The sequence below is a fragment of the Merdimmobilis hominis genome, assembly GCF_900104615.1.
In the GTDB taxonomy this organism is placed as follows: Bacteria; Bacillota; Clostridia; order Oscillospirales; family Ruminococcaceae; genus Merdimmobilis; species Merdimmobilis hominis.
On sequence record NZ_LT629939.1, the window covers coordinates 853,368 to 871,374 of the forward strand.

The window sequence follows — 18,007 nt, forward strand, 5'->3', positions numbered from 1 at the left end:
AAACAGGCCGCCGATGGATGCCATCGGCGGCCTTATTTTTATTACATCAGCGGGGCAAATACCCGAAGCACTGCCCGGCACAGCCGGACGAACCACGGAACGCTGCGGCACTGTTCCGCCGTGATCTCCTGGCATTTTTCCAGGGTCTTCAGGTAATCCTCCTTCACATCCAAGATACTCTTGGTTTGATACAGCCATGCGCCGCACTCAAAGTGGAGATAGAGGCTGCGATAGTCTAGGTTGATGGTACCTACCACCCCATATTCATCGTCCACTGCAAAAGTTTTGGCATGGATGAAGCCGGGGGTGTATTCATAGATTTTGACCCCCGCATCCACCAGGACATCATAATACGCCCGGGTGACCGCATGGACAAACCACTTGTCCGCCACATGGGGGGTGATAATCCGCACATCCACGCCGGATTTTGCCGCTACCGTCAGGGCGGTAATCATCTCGTTGTCGATGATCAGGTAGGGTGTCGCAATGTAGACATACCTCTGGGCCTTATTGATCAGGTTGAGGTACACAGTGCGGCCCACCGTCTCCCCATCCAAGGGGCTGTCGGTGAAGGGCTGGACATAGCCGTCCTGCTCGATCTCTTGCTTCTGGTACAGGCTGGGGCGGAAGCAGTCGTAGTCGGTGTCAGTGGGGCGGATGTAGTTCCAGATGGAGAGGAACATCAATGTCAGGCTCCACACCCCTTCTCCTTTGAGGAGGATGGCACAGTCCTTCCAATGGCCGTGTTTTTCGTAGGCATTGATGTATTCATCAGCTAGGTTGATACCACCGGTAAAGCCCACCCAGCCGTCGATGACACAGATTTTCCGGTGATCCCGGTTGTTGAGCTTAGAGGACAAGATGGGAATAAAGGGGTTAAATACACAGCATTTTATGCCCATGGACTCCAGCTTTTCATTGTACTTGTAGGGCAGGGTCATAATACAGCCCACATCGTCATACATGACCCGCACATCCACGCCCTGGGCAGCTTTTTCCTTGAGGATCTCCAAAATGGTGTTCCACATCTTCCCTTCCTGGATGATGAAATACTCCAGGAAGATAAAATGCTCTGCTTTTTTCAGTTCCTCCACCATCCGCTCAAATTTTACCTCGCCAATGGGGAGGAACTCGCTGGAGGTCTCCCGGAAGGGCGGGCAGTGGGCATACTGTGTAATATAGCGGGACTGGTTGGCCGCCTCCCGGTTCTGCACCTCAATTTCCTCCACGATGCTGTTGTAGGGTTCCAGCAGGGAATAGGCTTTCTCCTCGGAAGCGCGCATCTTTGAGCGGGTCTTTTGGGTGAGATTGTTCCCACCGAACATCAAATAGAACAAGCCGCCAAAGATGGGGAACAACAGGATTGGTATAATCCAAGCAATTTTATACGCAGGGTTGCTGCGGTTGTTGATGATCCACAGAAGAACCAACACGCTGAGCAGAATGGAGAAAGCATAAAAATACACGAAATAATTGTTGAACCGCCAGATGATCCCCACTAAGATCAGCACCTGGATGGCGATAAACACAGCGACGATGACCACCCGATGGAACAAAAACTGTAAAACCTTTTTCACGTCTTTCCCCTTCTTTCCTTAAAAATCCGGTTCCGATTATCGCTCCCGGGGCTTCCACTTCCCAGCGGGAACCCGACGGACGCGCAAATTCCGATAGACCTTCTCCCGCAACAGGGAATAAAGCACCGATGCCAGGGGGACGCTTACCAGCATGCCCACCACGCCGGTAGTGCTGCCACCCACTGTCACCGCCATCATCACCCACATGGCGGGCAGGCCCACTGAAGTGCCCACCACCCGGGGGTAGATCAAATTGTTTTCCAGCTGCTGCAAAATGCAGAACAGCACTACAAACTCAACCGCTTTCATAGGGCTAGTGACCAAAATCAAAAAGGCGCCTATAAAACAACCCACAAAGGCGCCGAACACTGGAATCAGTGCAGTAAAGGCGATAAGAACTGAAATCATCAGCGCATAGGGCAGGCGGAACAGCAGCATGGCGGCAAAAAACAGCGACCCTAGGATCATCGCCTCCACACATTGGCCTGCCATGAAGTTGGAGAAAGTCTTCTCCGCCATGGTGAGGATGCGGATCATCTCATCCGCCACCCGCTCCGGCAAAAAGGCATAGGTCATCTTTTTAAACTGCACTGCCAGCGTTTCTTTGCGCAGCAGGATATAGATGGCGAAAATTAGCCCCATGATCCCCCGGAACACACCGCCCACCACCGAAGTGGCCACATTCACCGTGGAGGAAAGGAAGTTGCTCGCACCGCTCCGGAGAAATTGCAGAGCGGAATGGGCAAAGCCCTCCCAATCCACCTGGAGGGAGAGGATCCACTGGGAGAAACCCGGCCACTCCCCTTCAAACTGGCTGGCCCACTGGTACAGGGAATTGAGCAGAATGGGAATGCCCTCCCCAATGGTGCGGAAAGTGCGCATCACTTCGGGGATCACCAAAAAAAGCACCACCCCAATGGTCGCCAGCACGCCCAGAAGGGACAGCAGCAGCGATACCGGGCGGGCAAACCGGGGGGGCTTCCCATTCTTGCCCACCTTGGAAAACAGCCCCCGCTCCAGCGCCCGCATGGGCACATTGAGGATAAACGCGATTGCCGCACCCACTACAAAAGGGGAGAACAGCCCGAGTATCCCACCTAAAACGGAGCAAACTGCTTTAAAATTTTCCAGAACCCAAAAGCCCAGGACTCCAAAAGCCACTAGGGCAAATAAAGTTTTGGTTGTACGCCTATCAAACTCCAACCTTTTTTCCTCCTCACGGCCTTTGGCCGCGTTTTGATCCGCCTTGGCTTTCACAAAACGGTCACAATTTTACAGTGTCGCAGAACCGGCGCTGCTGGGAAACTTTTCCCCCGCCCTGGCCTAAGGAGAAATTTCTCCCTTGTTACCACTTTGTGACTATTGTATCACAAAGCCCCAGGGAATTGTAGAGGACGTGGTTTGAGGAATCTGTGAATAAAGTGCAAATTTTGTCTTTTATATAAAAAAGCCCCGGCCATACAGAATCCCCCCACATGGGGTATCCTTCCAGCCGGGACCTTTGATTATTCATCCTTTTCAGAAGCGCTCTCCTCTTCGGTTTGAAGGCGGATCATCCGGTACCCCACCCCCACATGGGTCTGGATGTACTCGGGCCGGGAGGGGTTCTTCTCGATCTTTTTGCGCAGGGTAGCCATAAACACCCGCAGAGATGGGGTGTCGCTCTCCAAGGCGTTGACCCACACCTCCCGCAGAATGTAGTTGTGGGTGAGCACCTTGCCCACGTTGCGGGCCAACAGGCACAGGAGCTTGTATTCGATAGGGGTGAGGTGAATTTCCCTGCCGTCCACATAGACGCACCCGGCGGAATAGTCGATTTTTAAGGAGCCGTTGACAAACACTGGGCTATTTTTCACCGGGCTGTTGTCGTAATTCATCTTGCGCAGCGCCACCCGGATGCGGGCCAAAAGCTCCTCCACACTGAAGGGTTTGGTCAAGTAATCGTCCGCCCCGGCATCCAAGGCGTCGATCTTATCCCGGTCCTCGCTGCGGGCGCTGACTACAATAATAGGATTGTTGCTCCAGGACCGCACCTTTTTGATGATTTCTACCCCATCTATGTCCGGTAAGCCCAGGTCCAAGATCATCACATCCGGCCGGTAAGACACCGCTGCGGAGATAGCGTCGCTCCCCTTTTCCGCGGTGACAAAGGCATAGCCTTGGGTTTCCAAGGTGGTGGTGATCAGGTTGCGGACTGCCTTGTCGTCCTCCACCACTAAAATCATTGACTTCATCCCAATTCCTCCTTTGCCCAATCCAATCTTAGGCCCGCTATTGGGCCATCGCCGCATTGGCCAGCATCAGTTTGATGCGGTTCTGCTGGTTGACTTCGCTGGCGCCGGGATCGTAGTCCACCGCCACAATGTTGGCTTGAGGGTTTTTCTCCTTGATCAGATGGATCATCCCCTTGCCGGCGATGTGGTTGGGCAGGCACCCAAAGGGCTGGGTGCAAACAATGTTGTTGATCCCCTTGTGGATCAGCTCCACCATCTCTGCGGTGAGGAGCCAGCCCTCCCCCATCTTCATGCCGGTGCTGATGTACCCCTCTGCCATGGCGCGGATCGCTTCAAAGTCCTCCGGCGGGTCAAAGGTGCCCTCTTCCCGGATCAACTCGATCAGCTTCCGCTTTTTGCCCACCAGATACCGGTAGACCGCTTGGGCAGCCCAGTATTTCCCCTTGGGGCCGCCGTAGAGCTTATGGTCTTCTATCATATTGTACACACAGTAGAGGCAAAAGTCCAGAAGGCCGGGCACAACCACCTCAGCGCCCTCGCTGTGGAGGAAGTCCTCCAGGTTGTTATTGCCCAAAGGGGAGTACTTGACGTAGATTTCCCCAACAACCCCCACCCGGATTTTCTGCTTCCCAGCCTTGGGGATGGCGGCAAAATCCCGGAGGATCTGGGTGCAGTAGGGTCTCATTCTGCCCCAGTTCAGCACCTTTTTGCCCCGGAAGAATTCGCTCATCACTTCGATCCACCGGTTGACGGTGCGGTCGGTCTCCCCCTCTTCCACCTCATAAGGGCGGCACTGGTTGGCAAGGAGCATGATTAAATCCCCCAGGATCACCGCGTACATCAGCTTTTCATAGTCGGAGACCGAGAGGGTAAAGCCAGGGTTTTTCTCCAATCCGCCGATGTTCAGGGAGATCACCGGGATGTAGCCGAAGCCGCTTTTTTGCAGGGCTTTGCGCAGCAGGTGGATGTAGTTGGACGCCCGGCAGCCGCCGCCGGTCTGGGTGATCAGCAGAGCGACTTTGTCCAGATCATACTCCCCGCTTTTCAGGGCGTCGATCATCTGGCCGATGACCAACAAGGCGGGGTAACAAGTGTCGTTGTGGACGTTCTTCAGACCTTCGTCCACCACGCTGCGGCCGGCATTCTCCAGTATCTTTACCTTATAGCCCTTCTGTTCCAGGATGTTGGCCATAAACCGGAAGTGGATGGGCAGCATGGTGGGAATTAGAATGGTGTGGGTTTTCTTCATCTCTTGGGTGAAGACCACCCTCTCCTCCTTAAGGGCGCCTGCGCATTGGCTACAGGGCCGTGTGCATTGCTCCATGGATCAGTTCTCCCCTTTCTCCCGGGCGCGGCGGCGTTCCTCCATGGCCTCCAGAAGGCTTCGGATGCGGATTTTTACCGCCCCAAGGTTGTTAATTTCATCAATTTTCAACTCAGTGTATAATTTCCCCGCCGATTCCAAGATGTCCCGCACCTCGTCGGTGGTGATGGCGTCGATGCCGCAGCCAAAGGAGACCAGCTGCACCAGCTCCATATCCGGCTGGGTGGCCACATACTGGGCAGCGGAGTACATCCGGGCGTGGTAGGTCCACTGGTTCAGAACCCGGACCCTCTGGGGCGCGGCCAATTCAAAGATGCTGTCCTCGGTGAGGACGGTCACCCCCAGGCCGCTGATCAGCCGGTCGATGCCGTGGTTGACCTCTGGGTCCACATGGTAAGGCCGGCCGGCCAGCACGATAATTTTGCCCCCGCGGGCGCGGGTCTCAGCGATGGCTTTCTCCGCCTCCAGCCGCAGGTCATCATGCCAGCGGTAATAAACCTGGTACGCCTGCTCTGCCGCCTGTTTGACCTCTCTTTTGGTCAGGTCAGCCACGTATTGGCGCAGATAGGTATATATTTCCCGCACAAAAGATTTTGGGTCATCGGTAGACAAATAGGGGTACAGATACCGCACCTGGGAAAGCTTTTGCAGGTTGGCGTGAAGCAGTTCTGGGTAATAGGCCACTACAGGGCAGTTGTAGTGGTTGTCCCCCCGCTTCTCATCGAAGTTGTAGGTGAGGCTGGGGTAAAAGATGGTGGGCACCCCTTGTTCCAGCAGGTACTCCATATGGCCGTGCATCAGCTTGGCCGGGTAGCAGACGGTATCGGATGGGATGGTGTACCGCCCCTTGGCGAACAGCTCCACGGTAGAAGGCGGTGATACCACCACTTCAAACCCCAGCTGGGTAAAGAAGGTATGCCAGAAGGGGAGGTTTTCATACATATTCATCCCCAGAGCCAAACCGATTTTGCCCCGCGGGCCGGGTTTTCCTTGGGCGGAGAGGTCCACCAGCCGCTTCAGTTTAAACTGGTACAGGTTGGGGGCGCTCTCCTTGGGGCGGCTGCCCAGCGGGCGCTCGCACCGGTTGCCGGAGATGTATTTTCCCCCGCCGGCAAAGGAATTCACCGTCAAATTGCAGCGGTTGGGGCAGAGGCCGCAGACTGCCGGTTTAGCGGTATGGGTGAAATCCTCCAGCTCCTGAAGGGAGAGGAGGCTCGACTGGGATAGGTTTATCTCCCGGGCGCTGAGGGCGGCCCCATAAGCGCCCATCAGCCCGGCGATGACCGGGCGGGTGACGTTGGCCCCCAGCTCCCGCTCAAAGGCCCGGAGCACCGCGTCGTTGTAAAAGGTGCCCCCCTGGACCACCACATTGTGTCCCAGCTCGCTGGCACTGGTGGCCCGTATGACCTTGTACACCGCATTTTTCACCACGCTGATAGAGAGCCCGGCGGAGATATCCTCCACTGTGGCCCCATCTTTCTGGGCCTGCTTGACCGAGGAGTTCATAAACACCGTACAGCGGGAACCCAAATCCACTGGGTACTTGGCGAAGAGGCCCTTTTGGGCGAATTCCTCGGTGGAGTAGCCCATGGATTTGGCAAAAGTCTCAATGAAAGAGCCGCACCCGGAGGAACAAGCTTCATTGAGCATGATGCTGTCGATGGCGTTGGAACGCACCTTGAAGCATTTGATATCCTGGCCGCCGATGTCCAAAATAAAATCCACCTGCGGATCAAAAAACCGGGCCGCCCGGAAGTGGGCCACCGTTTCCACAATGCCGGCGTCGGCGTGGAAGGCGTTTTGAATCAATTCCTCCCCGTAACCGGTAGTCACCACCCCGCGGATGGCCACCCGGTCCCCGCAGAGCCGGCGGACCTCGGTCAATTGCCGGCGAACCAGCTCCACCGGGTTGCCCTGGTTGGAACTGTAGTACTGGTATAAAATTTCCGCCTCCTGGCCGATGAGCACCAGCTTGGTGGTGGTGCTTCCACAGTCAATGCCCAGGTAAGCAGATCCCTCATAGCTGGATAGATCCCGCTCCTCCACCGTGGCAGAGCTGTGGCGGCGGGAGAATTCTTCGTATTCTCCCCGGTTTTGAAAAAGCGGCTCCAGATACCGGCCGCTGTGGCTCTCCTCTGAAGCGCTCTTTATCCGTTCCATCACTTGAGAGAGGGTGGTCTCCGGGGCATTTTCATCGGCGTAAACCGCAGTGCCGATGGCCACGGCGTACTGGCTCCACTCGGGGAAAAAGGCGTGGTCAGCATCCAGTTTCAACGTCTCCTGGAACCGTTCCCGCAGGCCCTTCAAAAAGTAAAGCGGCCCCCCGAGGAAGACCACCTTCCCCTCGATGGGGCGGCCCTGGGCCAAGCCGGTGATGGTCTGATTGACCACCGCCTGGAAGATGCTGGCGGCCAGATCCTCCTTGCGGGCCCCTTGGTTGAGAAGGGGCTGGATGTCGGTTTTAGCAAACACCCCGCACCGGGAGGCAATGGGGTAGATCCGGGTGTGCTGCAAGCTCAATTCATCCAGTTCATCGGTGGTGACATTTAATAAAGTCGCCATCTGGTCGATAAACGCGCCGGTGCCGCCAGCACAGCTGCCGTTCATCCGCTCCTCTACCCCGCCGGTGAGGAAGAGGATCTTGGCGTCCTCTCCCCCCAGCTCAATGACCGCATCCGCATCTATACCGAAGTAACGGATGGCCTGTCCGGTGGCAAACACCTCCTGGATAAACTGCATTCCAATCAGTTTTGCCACCCCAAACCCCGCAGAGCCTGACACTGCCGCGTGAAGAGGCTGGTCTCCCACCACCTGGCGGGCGGCCTCCAGCAATTCCGCCGTTTTCTGCCGCACCTGCGAAAAATGGCGTTCATAACGCCGCCATAAAATAGCATCCCCATCCATGATCACCACTTTGACCGTGGTGGAACCGATGTCAATTCCCAGTTTAAGGCCCATAGCCGACCCTCCAATTACAGAACACTTCATCTTTTCACTATGTCAAATACTCACAAATAATTTAGACCGTTTTTGGGAAAATTCTGGTTTTTTTGTGTTATTTCAACATTTTCTATGTGCCCCCATTATACTAATTAAAAAGGAATAGTCAAGAACAGCATGTAACCGATATTTGTCCAAAGTATAAAGATTCTGTTAATTTTTTGCCGTATTTCGACTTTTTTTGCCCATTTCTGTAACAGTTGGTTACATTTTTTCCGTTTTCCCTTGACAAGGTCAGCACAACTGGATATCCTAAATAGGAACAATTGCATCCGGGGAGCTTGCGCAGCAGGCTGAGAGGAGACGTAATGCCGTCTCGACCCGCTAACCTGATACGGATAATGCCGGCGGAGGGAGCTTTGATCGTGATTTTCTGCCGCCATTCCGCTATTGGGATCGGCGGCTTTCTCTTTACCTCCCGGCATTTTCAAAAAGGGGGACTTTTTATGCAGCATTCTGTCAAAAAGCTGGCCACTGCCGGCCTGCTGACCGCCCTGGGGGTGGTCTGTTCCGCGTTCTACATCCCGGTGGGGGCATCTAAGTGCTTCCCCATTCAACATGCGGTCAATGTGCTGGGAGGTGTCATCCTTGGCCCGGGATATGCCGTTGCCATGGCCTTTGCCACCTCGCTGATCCGAAACCTGATGGGCACCGGGAGCTTGCTTGCCTTCCCCGGCAGCATGGTGGGGGCCCTGCTGTGCGGTCTCCTCTACCAGAGAACCCATAAGATGTGGGCCGCCTTCCTGGGGGAGACGGTGGGCACCGGCATCCTGGGCGGCCTGCTCTGTTACCCAGTGGCCACCCTGCTCCTCGGCAAAGAGGCCGCCCTTTTTGCCTATGTGCTCCCCTTCTTGATCAGCTCGGTGGGCGGCGCTCTTCTATCAGTGGCCTTCCTCACCGCCTTAGATCGGACCAAGGCCCTCGACCAGGTGAAACACAGCTTAGGGGTGTAACCTTTCCTCAAAGAAAAGCGTAGGCATTCCCACACAATATCCTTTTCCACAAAGAAACGGCATAGCTTAAAGCTATGCCGTTTCTTCAAATATTCAAATCTGTTTGAGAGGGCCGCCCAGGGTCAGCCCCTTTTTCAGCATCTGCTAGTTGCTGTGGCGATCCAGCCACTGGATGGCACAGTGGGCTAGAGCAGCAGTACCCAGGTGGAAGCAGTCCTCGTTGAACAGGACATTGGGGTTGTGGCCGCGGCGCACTTGGGCCGGGTCCTCCACCTCAGCGCCCAGGTACAGGAAGGTGGCGGGCACCATCTGGGTGACCAGGGCAAAGTCCTCAGAGCCCATCTCCGGCTCCCGGGTGCAGAGCTTGTCGGCAGGGACCAAATCCCCCAGGTAACCGACGATCTCCCGGGTGAATTCCCCGTCGTTGATCAGCGGGCAGACGCCGGAAGTGAACTCCACTTTGGCCTCGGCCCGGAACTTTTTGGCAGTGTCCTCACACAGCTCCACTGTGCGCTGTTTGATAAAGTTGCGCACATCGTTGTTGAAGGTGCGGATAGAACCCCGCAACACAGCAGATTCCGGCAGGATGTTTCCAGCGTCGCCGGCCTGGAAGGCTCCGATGGTCAGAACGCAGGGCTCCAAGGGGTTGACCTCCCGGCTCACCAACTCCTGGAGGGTGAGGACGACATGGGCGCCAATGTTGACCGGGTCCACCGCAGCGTGGGGATAGGCGCCGTGGCCGCCTTTGCCCTTGATGGTGATGGTGAACATGTCAGCCGACGCGCCGGAAGGGCCTTCCTTATAGGAGATCATGCCGCAGGGCAGGCCAGAAGAGGCGATGTGGGTAGCCAGGGCCGCATCCACGTGGGGATTCTCCATAACGCCGGCATCAATCATCGCCTGGGCGCCGGTGAAAATCTCCTCCGCGGGCTGGAACATCAGCTTGACGGTGCCCTTCAGCTCCTTCTCATGCTCCTTGAGGATTTTTGCCGCACCCAGCAGCATAGCGGTGTGGGTATCATGGCCGCAGGTGTGGGCATAGCTGTTGCAGGAGCGGAATTCCAGGTCGGTGTCCTCCTCCATGGGGAGGGCATCCATATCGCCCCGCAGCAGAAACACCTTTCCAGGGTTGCCCACTGTGGCGACGATGCCGCCCTTGCAGATTTCCTTGGGCTCATAGCCCATTTCGGTCAGTTTTTCCATGACGAATTTTGTGGTGTTGGGCAGTTCATCCCGGATTTCCGGGTGCTGGTGCAGGTAACGCCGGTTGGCGATGATCTCGCTCTCCAACTCTTTGGCTCTTTGTAAAATCGGATTCATACTAGTACCACCTTTCCCATTGTTGTCCAAAATCTTCTGATTCCATTATAGCTTTTTTGGTGGTTCCGGTCAAAATGTAAAATGCATAAATTCTTGCATAACATTTGCACATATCCGCTATTTCTCCGGTGACTTTCCCGGAATTGGGGGAGAGAACTCTCCGTTTTCCCCAAATCCAACTCTGCTGTGAAGGATTGCTTTCATTTTCCATCCCATTGAAACTGGGTCAGATCCACCCGGTTATCTGGGCCGACTGCGACTCCCTCGGCCTCCAGGCGGCCCTGTTGGACGCCTGGGCCACCAAATGCCGGGGCGGGGGACAGCTCCCCTCTGCGATTGAGCACCCGGTGGCAGGGGACTTCAAAATAGGGGCAGCGGCGCATCGCCTCCCCCACTGCCCTGGCGGCCCGGGGACTGCCTGCCAGGAAGGCGACCTGCCCGTAGGTAGCCACCTTTCCCGGCGGAATCCGCTCTACGATCTGGTACACGCGGGTAAAAAATCCCTCTTCCACAACCAATTCCTCCAAAAAACAGGACGGGAATTCTCCCCCGCCCCAAATTGTTTCATTTTGGTTAGCCCTTCATCAGTTCCTCCCAAGCGGCCAGGTACTCCTCTTTGTTTTTGTACACCGGCTGGTAGGATTCTACAATGGCTTTGGCCTCCGCCGCGCCGTCCCACAACAAATCGATAACCGTCATAGCCATGGCTTTAGCGGGGACGATGTAGAACATCTCCGGGGCGACAATCTGGTAGTCGCTGCTGTGGCCCCGGCCCACTGCGCCGCCGATGTAGGGGTGGATACCCGGCATCAGGTGCATAATATCGCCAAAGTCGCTGCTGCCGGTGGTGTGGCCGTTGTTGACCACGTGGTCCGACCCCACCAGCGGGGTGACATTGGCCTCAAACAGCTGGTTCATCCGCTTTTCGTTCATCCGGGGCATATAGCCGGGGATTTCCTGGATGACCACCTGGGCTCCCACTGCATCAGCGCCGGCTTTGAGCGCCCGATTGACCTTTTTGGAGGCGTCCAGCACCCCTTCCATGGTCTTGCCGCGGATGTAGGTCTCGATCCGCACATCGGCAGGGACGACATTGACCAAATCCCCGCCTTTGGTGATGATGGGGTGAACCCGGATGGTATCCTTGTCCTGGAAGGTCTCCCGGTTGGCGTTGATGGCGGCAAGGCCGATCTGGGCCGCATTGAGGGCGTTGATGCCCAGGTGGGGTGCACCGCCTGCATGGGCCTCTTTGCCCAGGTAGCGGACAAACTTCACCACAAACCCAGTGCTGGTGTCGGCCATCTCGATCTTGTCGCCGGTGGTGCCGTGGACCATCATCGCCAGGTCGATGTCGTCAAAATACCCATCTTTGATCATGTTCTGTTTGCCGCCGATGTAGCGGATCTTCCCCTGGTCGATGAGGCTTTGCCTCCACTCAATTTCCACCGCCTCCTCAGCGGGGACCGCCATCAGCGAAAGGTCGCCGTCCAGATACTCCATGGCGCCGCCGGATTGAAGGCCCATAGCCATGCCCAGCATCGCCGCCACCTGGGCGTGGTGCCCGCAGGAATGGGCCGCACCGGTGACTGGGTCCGCCTGGGGATGTCCGGGGCAGACCACCGCATCCAATTCCCCCATAACCGCCATTTTGACGCCGGGGGAACGGCCTTTCATCTGGGCGATGAGCCCGGTGAGAGCCACCTTTTCCTGATAGGGAAGGCCCATCTCCTCAAATACCTCTTTGACCCGTTGGGCGGTTTTAAACTCCTTGTACCCCAGCTCCGGGTTGACCCGGATGGCCTCGCCGATTTCAAAGATTTTCTCCCGGTGCTGGTCGATGGCCGCGCACACAGCCTGTTTAAGTGCCTGCTTGTCCATGTTTTGCCCTCCTTCAAATCCATTTTGCTGTCCAAAAATGTTTTACTTTTTAGTATATCTGTGGAAATCGCCTATGTCAATCCACACATTTTTTTCGGAATAATCTTTTCTGTTTCAGCGAAAATGTCCACATCCATCCATGGGGACCCAGTCCGACCATTGTCCCTCCCTATACATCTAAAAGCCCTATGAAAAAGGCAGCCGGAAATTCCGGCTGCCTTTGCAATCTCCAGCCAAAGTTGGATGGGAGCTCAAATAATGGCACATTTTCTATGGAGAGGTGTTATTCCCCGGCAAAGACTATCCCCGCTGGACGTTAGGCCGTCCCAGAACTTTATCCAGAGTGTCCCGCAGGACGTCTACATCCAGAGGTTTTGCCACATGGGCAGTCATCCCAGCGGCCAAGGACGCCTGGACGTCCTCGGAAAAAGCGTTGGCAGTCATGGCCACAATGGGGATGTCTTTGGCGTCTGGGCGCTCCATCTCCCGGATAATGCGGGTAGCTTCATAGCCGTTCATCTGCGGCATCTGAATATCCATCAAAATGGCGTCGTAGTTCCTCGGGGCCGCGGTTTGGAACTCCCGCACCGCTTGGGTGCCATCAGTTTTAACCACAGTCTCCGCCCCGTACATCTGGAGCAGTTCGCAGAGAATTTCCGCGTTGATGGCGTTGTCCTCTGCCACTAAAAAGCGGCGGCCGAAAAAGAGCCTATCGCTAGAGGGGCTGCGGGACTGCGCCTCCTCGGCCGGGGCTTCCTCCTGGGGGGCAATCTCCCCCTCCAGTTCCACCCGGAAGGTGGTTCCCTGGTTCACCTGGCTCTCCACCGCTATCTGCCCGCCCATCAGGTCGACAAGCCCTTTGGTGATGCTTAAGCCGAGGCCAGTTCCTTCCATACGGGCCGCAGCGCGGCTGCGGGAAAAGGGGTCGAAGATGCGGGCGAGAAATTCTTCCGGCATCCCCATACCGGTGTCGTTAACAGTGAAGCGGTACCGCGCTTTTCCCTCCTCACTTGGCGGGAGCTCCTCCGCCAAAAACGCCACCCTTCCGCCTTCCTGCGTGAATTTGACTGCGTTGCTCAGGAGATTGATGAGAATTTGGCTGATGCGCAGAGAATCCCCATAGAAGCACGGGTGCTGGACTTCCCCATTGTGGATGGAAAACTCCAGTCCCGCCGCCCGCGCCTGGGGCGCCATAATGGCGGAGAGCTGTTCCATCAGCTGGGGGAGGGAAATCCGCATCTGGTTTAAGGTGATTTTCGACCGCTCAATCTTGCTCATATCCAATACGTCGTTGATTAGGCTGAGCAGGTGCTTGGAGGAGATGGAGATCTTTTGCAGGCAGTCTGCTACCCGGTCCCGGTCACCCATATGTGCCACTGCCAAAGCAGTCATTCCCATAATGGCGTTCATGGGGGTGCGGATATCGTGGCTCATGGCCGAGAGGAAGTCGCTTTTTGCCTGATTAGCCTCTTCGGCCAAGGCCAGTGCGCTTTCCAACTCCTTTTTGGACTGCCGCTCCGCAGCCAGCATGTCGGTGACGTCTGCACGCACCATGCAGATGGTCCGGTGGTTGGAGTCTCCCCAGAGAACCGTAACCTGCTTGAACCGCTCTCCCTCTTCCCCTCGGTAGGGGAAGGGGAAGTCGTAGCCGGAGGGTTTTTCCTGGAGGCGTTGGAGCATGGTCTCAATCTGGAACTGATTCCGCGCTTCCTCCTGTCCCTCCGGTGCCCCGTATTGGCTGACAAACCCTTCGACGGCCTGGTCGTACTGGCTCACCAGATAGGGCGACAGATTCTCCAGCACCGTATTCCTGGCGTACAGGGTCAGATGCCGGGTGCCTACGTCGATAAAGCCTGCCAATTCAAAGGTGTAGGCGATCATCCGCAGAAGGCCTTGCTGTTCCCGCATCGATTCGGTGATGTCTGTGCGGGAAAGGCATACCCTGCCAAGGCGGAGGTCCACAGCGGATACGGTCATGTTTTTGGTGCGGATGTCCCCGTTGTCGTCCAGCAGGGAGAAGGTAAAGGTGTAAGAGCCTTGCTGTTCCAGCCGCTGGCGCAGGTATCCAGGGGCAAGGCCCCGCCGGTATGCCTCCTGGTCCCGCGGGACGACCCTTGACTCCGCCATGTGCTCAATCCACTGGGAGTAGCACCCCTGCACAGGGGGAATAAAACAGGGGTTGTCACTGCTGGAGAGGATGGAATAGGTGTCTTTCGTCAGGTCGACGTCAACCACAAAGTCAAATCCTGTTACCAACAGCTGGTGGAGGATCCGGTCGGAGATGGTCCGCTCAGTGGTGTCGGTCACCGTGAGGATGCCAGTGATGTCCCCAGTGTCGGGGGTGGAGACCATATTCATCTCCACCTGGACATAGCGCCCTTTGTCCTCCTTGGGGAACTGGACAAAGCACTCCATAATCCGCTCGGTCTCGTTGCGCTCAAAGGCGGCGCGGGCAGGGGCATCCAGGTAGATGCTTCGGAACTTCTGCCGTTCCCCCTCGTCTACAATAAGGGTGGAAAGGCCGGTGAAAAAGTCCTCCCGGACAGTGCCGAACATGTCGAGCAGGCCGGAATCGGTGTAGTCGATGATCTCTAGAATCCTGCTCTGGGAGATGTTGCAGTGGCCAACCACCAAGGCGTTGGGCCCCGGCGTCCGATAGTGCTGGAGGATCAACTCGTTGTACTGCCGGCGGATGTTCTCCTGCTCCTCCCGCTCCTTGGTCACATCCCGGTAGACGGTGTAGAGACGGCGCTCCCCGCCCTCGTTCTCAATGAGGGAGATGGTATTTTTGATCCAAATATACGCCCCGTCGCCCGTCTTGAGCCGGTAGTTGAGTTCGCGGTGGGAATCCCCGCTGGCGATGTAGTCGCGCACCTGCCTCTTCACAGCTGCAACATCCCCGGGATACACGCCGGCCATAGCATCTTTCTCATACAACTGCCATGCGCCCTCCAAGGTCATGCCAGTCATGGCGGCGAACCCATCGGATAGGAACTCCGGCGTCATTTTGCCGTCCTCTTCATACCGGATGACCCCAATGCCGCCGGGCAGGTTTTTCACTACCGTTTGGAAATACTGTTCCAGGCGCTCTTTCTCCTTGCGGGTCTTCACCTCTTCGGTTACATCCCGTACGTATTTCACATAAGCTGGGATGCCGTTCCAGTCACTTTCCCGGCACCAAGTGGTGTAAAAGCGGTCGGCGCCGTCAATCTGCATCATATACTCCTGCCCATCTGCCGGACGGTCCTTTAAGGTACAGAAGGGACAGGGCCCGCTCATCCCGTGAAGGGCAGTATAGCATTTCTGCCCAAGGACATTTTCTCCCCGGGCGAAGAAATTTTTCGATTCGTTGAGGTACAGCAGATCATAAGTATCTCGGCTGATGACATAGATCCCGTCCGCCGTCTCGTTGGCGATGCTCTGGAAGAGGCGCGCCTCCGCAGACATGCCGGTAAACACCGCGTAGAACCGGGTGGAGTCCGAAAGGGGGCCCATCCGGCGGCCGTTGAGATGAATCCAGATCAAGCTGCCGTTTTTGTGGCGCATCCGATAGGAGATGTCTAGCACCTCTCCGCTGAGAACCGCGGCTTTGGTCTGCGCCATCACTCTATCCCGGTCTGGGCCATAGATGACATCCAGGGCATCCTGTTGGACAATCTCCTGGAATTCCTCCCGGGTGTGACCAGACAGGGCCACCACCCCGTCGGAGTAAAACGTGGGGATGAACCTCTCCCCTTCGATCCGGTAGCTGGCGATGCCGCCGGGGATGGAGTTGATCAAATGATCCATCTCCAGCTGGGCTTCTTTCAGGTCGGAAATATTGTGGAAGACGCAGTGAAGCAAGGGGCAGCCGCCTTCCTCGCCAATCCATTTGATCTGTGCACGGACCCAGACCACCTGGCCATCCCTGTGTTGTTGACGGAATTCCATCTTGGCTACCTCATGGGTGGCGATGACCTTCAACGCCTTTGCCACCACCTTGGAGGTATCCTCCCAATAGACCAGTTCTGCCGCGTCCCTCTTGGCCAGCTCCTGGTATTCTTCCACCGAGTAGCCGGTCATCTCCGCCAACCCATCGGAAAAATACTTAGTTTCGAAGATATTGGTCATTTTGTAGATGGCAACCCCGCCTGGGATGGCATTGACAATGTCCTGCATCTTCTCATTGGCGTATACAAGCTCTCCTTCCAAATGCCGCTGTTCGCTGACATCGCTGTACACCCCATAGAGGAGCCTGGAATCATCCGCCTGGGTTTTCACCGAGCTATCCAGATGGATCCACCGGTATTCCCCACGTTTGTCGTTCCATAAACGGTAGGTATGCCCCATGGTGCCCCCCGTCACAAGAATCCTCTGAATCAGCTCCCGCAGCCGGGGCAGGTCTTCCGGGTGGACACCCAGAAAACTGGTGGACCGTTCCACGGCGTCGATGTGCTCGTCCGAGTAGCCCATGATCTCATAAAACGCGGGGTTGTGGAATAGAGGGGAGATGTTGCCGCCAGCATACCGGTAGACGCACAGCCCGCAGGGGATATTGCTAAAGGTAGCCTGCAGTTCCTCGCTGATCAGCTTAGAGCGGTTCTCCTCCCGCTTTTTGTCAGTGATGTCCACGAAATATTCAATGTGGGCATCGACATCGCCCCAGCGGATAATCTTCCCGCTGAGCTGATAGATCCGGCCGTTATCCGGGTGGTGAAACTCACGGGCCAGCAGCTTTGTCTCGGTCAAGTCCTTGACGTGGCAGAAGGGACAGGGGCGGTCAAATCCCGCCGCCTGATAACAGGTGAGCCCGGAGGTATCCGCGCTGCGCGGAAACAGCTGTTTTGCCAGCTGGTTGGCATAAAGGAGTTCCAAAGTGTCCACCGCGCTGACATAGACGGCCACCGGCGCATTGTCCAGCACAATGACCACCTGTTCAGCAGTGAGCTTTGGGAGAGGCATTTTTCCCATCATGCCGTTTCCCCTCCCTTCCAAGTTTCCCACAGTCCCCTGGTCCGCTGGCAATCCGCTTGGATGACTTGGTGCAGCGGCTTCGCAATGGCGCAATACGCTTCATTAAGGGGCATCCGCCCCATGGTGGACCACGCCCCTTTGAGGGTGTGGGCGTCTTCAAAGGCACTAGTGCTGTCCCCGCAAGGAAGGGCATTGCCCAACTTCTCTACACTCAAGTCCTCAAAAAACAGCTCCAGAAATTTGAGGCGCGTTTTCTCGTTCCTCAGAAAGCGGTCCATCCTATTCTGATAATTTGCGCCATATGCTCCAAACAATTCCCTGAATCCCCGCATCCCAGCAGCCTCCCTTACCCCATTTTGTCAAGCCGGAACGACGCTCCAGCAGACTGCCGGGAAGAATGCCCGGCTCAAAAATGTCTGTTATTCCCCGATACACCAGCCGCCCTTGTTTCCGGGTTGAGCCGGGTAAGGGGATTTTTTCGGCCAATCCGATGATAACCCGCAGGGTTCCTTTTGCCGCTGTTTTCAGCAGGATGTCCCCAATATCCACAAGGTAAATATCCGCCCGGGACACATTGGCCCAGACAGATACGGGGGATACCCTTTTCAGCCCATATTATTGGCATTCTACCATGGGCCGATTGGATATGTAAACTTTTTGGACAAATTGCCATAGAGGATGGTTTATTTTTCCTGTCCCATATGGCCTGTAAGGTCCCCGGAGGGACATCCGCCATTGATGTCCGGGGTGGATTCGACCCGGGGATCA

At 56.2% G+C, this 18,007-nt stretch carries 12 protein-coding genes and 1 riboswitch; of the genes, 1 reads left to right on the forward strand and 11 read right to left on the reverse strand.

Annotation, left to right across the window (positions count from 1 at the left end; translation table 11 throughout):
* Positions 1-41: 41 nt before the first annotated feature.
* The 5 genes from cls to BQ5353_RS04160 form a co-directional block, all read right to left on the reverse strand.
* Positions 42-1,577: a cardiolipin synthase gene (gene cls, locus BQ5353_RS04140; RefSeq protein ID WP_071427363.1), complete on the reverse strand. Its 1,536-nt coding sequence runs from the start codon at positions 1,575-1,577 to the stop codon at positions 42-44.
* A 36-nt stretch (positions 1,578-1,613) separates the two neighbouring features.
* On the reverse strand, positions 1,614-2,780 hold the full coding sequence (locus tag BQ5353_RS04145; RefSeq protein WP_071427365.1) for an AI-2E family transporter: 1,167 nt from the start codon (positions 2,778-2,780) through the stop codon (positions 1,614-1,616).
* A 302-nt stretch (positions 2,781-3,082) separates the two neighbouring features.
* Complete coding sequence (locus BQ5353_RS04150) at positions 3,083-3,811, reverse strand: response regulator (RefSeq protein WP_054332084.1); 729 nt, start codon at positions 3,809-3,811, stop codon at positions 3,083-3,085.
* Between the two features lie 37 nt (positions 3,812-3,848).
* A complete protein-coding gene (locus tag BQ5353_RS04155) occupies positions 3,849-5,135 on the reverse strand; it encodes a 2-hydroxyacyl-CoA dehydratase (protein ID WP_071427366.1) in 1,287 nt (428 codons plus the stop codon).
* Positions 5,136-5,138: 3 nt separating this feature from the next.
* Positions 5,139-8,093 carry an acyl-CoA dehydratase activase gene (locus BQ5353_RS04160; protein ID WP_071427367.1) on the reverse strand — a complete coding sequence of 985 codons (2,955 nt, stop codon included), beginning with the start codon at positions 8,091-8,093 and terminating at the stop codon, positions 5,139-5,141.
* 305 nt (positions 8,094-8,398) lie between these two features.
* Positions 8,399-8,508: riboswitch (TPP riboswitch) on the forward strand.
* A gap of 73 nt (positions 8,509-8,581) precedes the next feature.
* Between BQ5353_RS04160 and thiW the strand changes: the two genes are divergently transcribed.
* Positions 8,582-9,088 (forward strand): energy coupling factor transporter S component ThiW, encoded by a 507-nt coding sequence (gene thiW / locus BQ5353_RS04170; RefSeq protein WP_054332144.1) that lies wholly within the window; start codon positions 8,582-8,584, stop codon positions 9,086-9,088.
* Positions 9,089-9,232: 144 nt separating this feature from the next.
* Here thiW and BQ5353_RS04175 read toward each other — a convergent pair whose 3' ends face one another.
* The 6 genes from BQ5353_RS04175 to BQ5353_RS13025 all read right to left on the reverse strand — a co-directional run bounded on the left by BQ5353_RS04175 (position 9,233) and on the right by BQ5353_RS13025 (position 17,788).
* Complete coding sequence (locus BQ5353_RS04175) at positions 9,233-10,408, reverse strand: M20 metallopeptidase family protein (protein WP_054332085.1); 1,176 nt, start codon at positions 10,406-10,408, stop codon at positions 9,233-9,235.
* Between the two features lie 200 nt (positions 10,409-10,608).
* On the reverse strand, positions 10,609-10,920 hold the full coding sequence (locus tag BQ5353_RS04180; RefSeq protein WP_071427369.1) for an MGMT family protein: 312 nt from the start codon (positions 10,918-10,920) through the stop codon (positions 10,609-10,611).
* Between the two features lie 61 nt (positions 10,921-10,981).
* Positions 10,982-12,286 (reverse strand): amidohydrolase, encoded by a 1,305-nt coding sequence (locus BQ5353_RS04185; protein ID WP_054332086.1) that lies wholly within the window; start codon positions 12,284-12,286, stop codon positions 10,982-10,984.
* Positions 12,287-12,586: 300 nt separating this feature from the next.
* The gene (locus BQ5353_RS04190; protein ID WP_233424497.1) at positions 12,587-17,239 is read right to left on the reverse strand and encodes a PAS domain-containing protein; all 4,653 of its coding nucleotides are present in this window, start codon (positions 17,237-17,239) and stop codon (positions 12,587-12,589) included.
* The gene (locus BQ5353_RS13470; RefSeq protein ID WP_054332087.1) at positions 17,236-17,571 is read right to left on the reverse strand and encodes an Hpt domain-containing protein; all 336 of its coding nucleotides are present in this window, start codon (positions 17,569-17,571) and stop codon (positions 17,236-17,238) included. The genes BQ5353_RS04190 and BQ5353_RS13470 overlap by 4 nt, the downstream gene beginning before the upstream one ends.
* The gene (locus BQ5353_RS13025) at positions 17,519-17,788 is read right to left on the reverse strand and encodes a hypothetical protein (RefSeq protein ID WP_161802878.1); all 270 of its coding nucleotides are present in this window, start codon (positions 17,786-17,788) and stop codon (positions 17,519-17,521) included. The genes BQ5353_RS13470 and BQ5353_RS13025 overlap by 53 nt, the downstream gene beginning before the upstream one ends.
* Between the last annotated feature and the right edge of the window lie 219 nt (positions 17,789-18,007).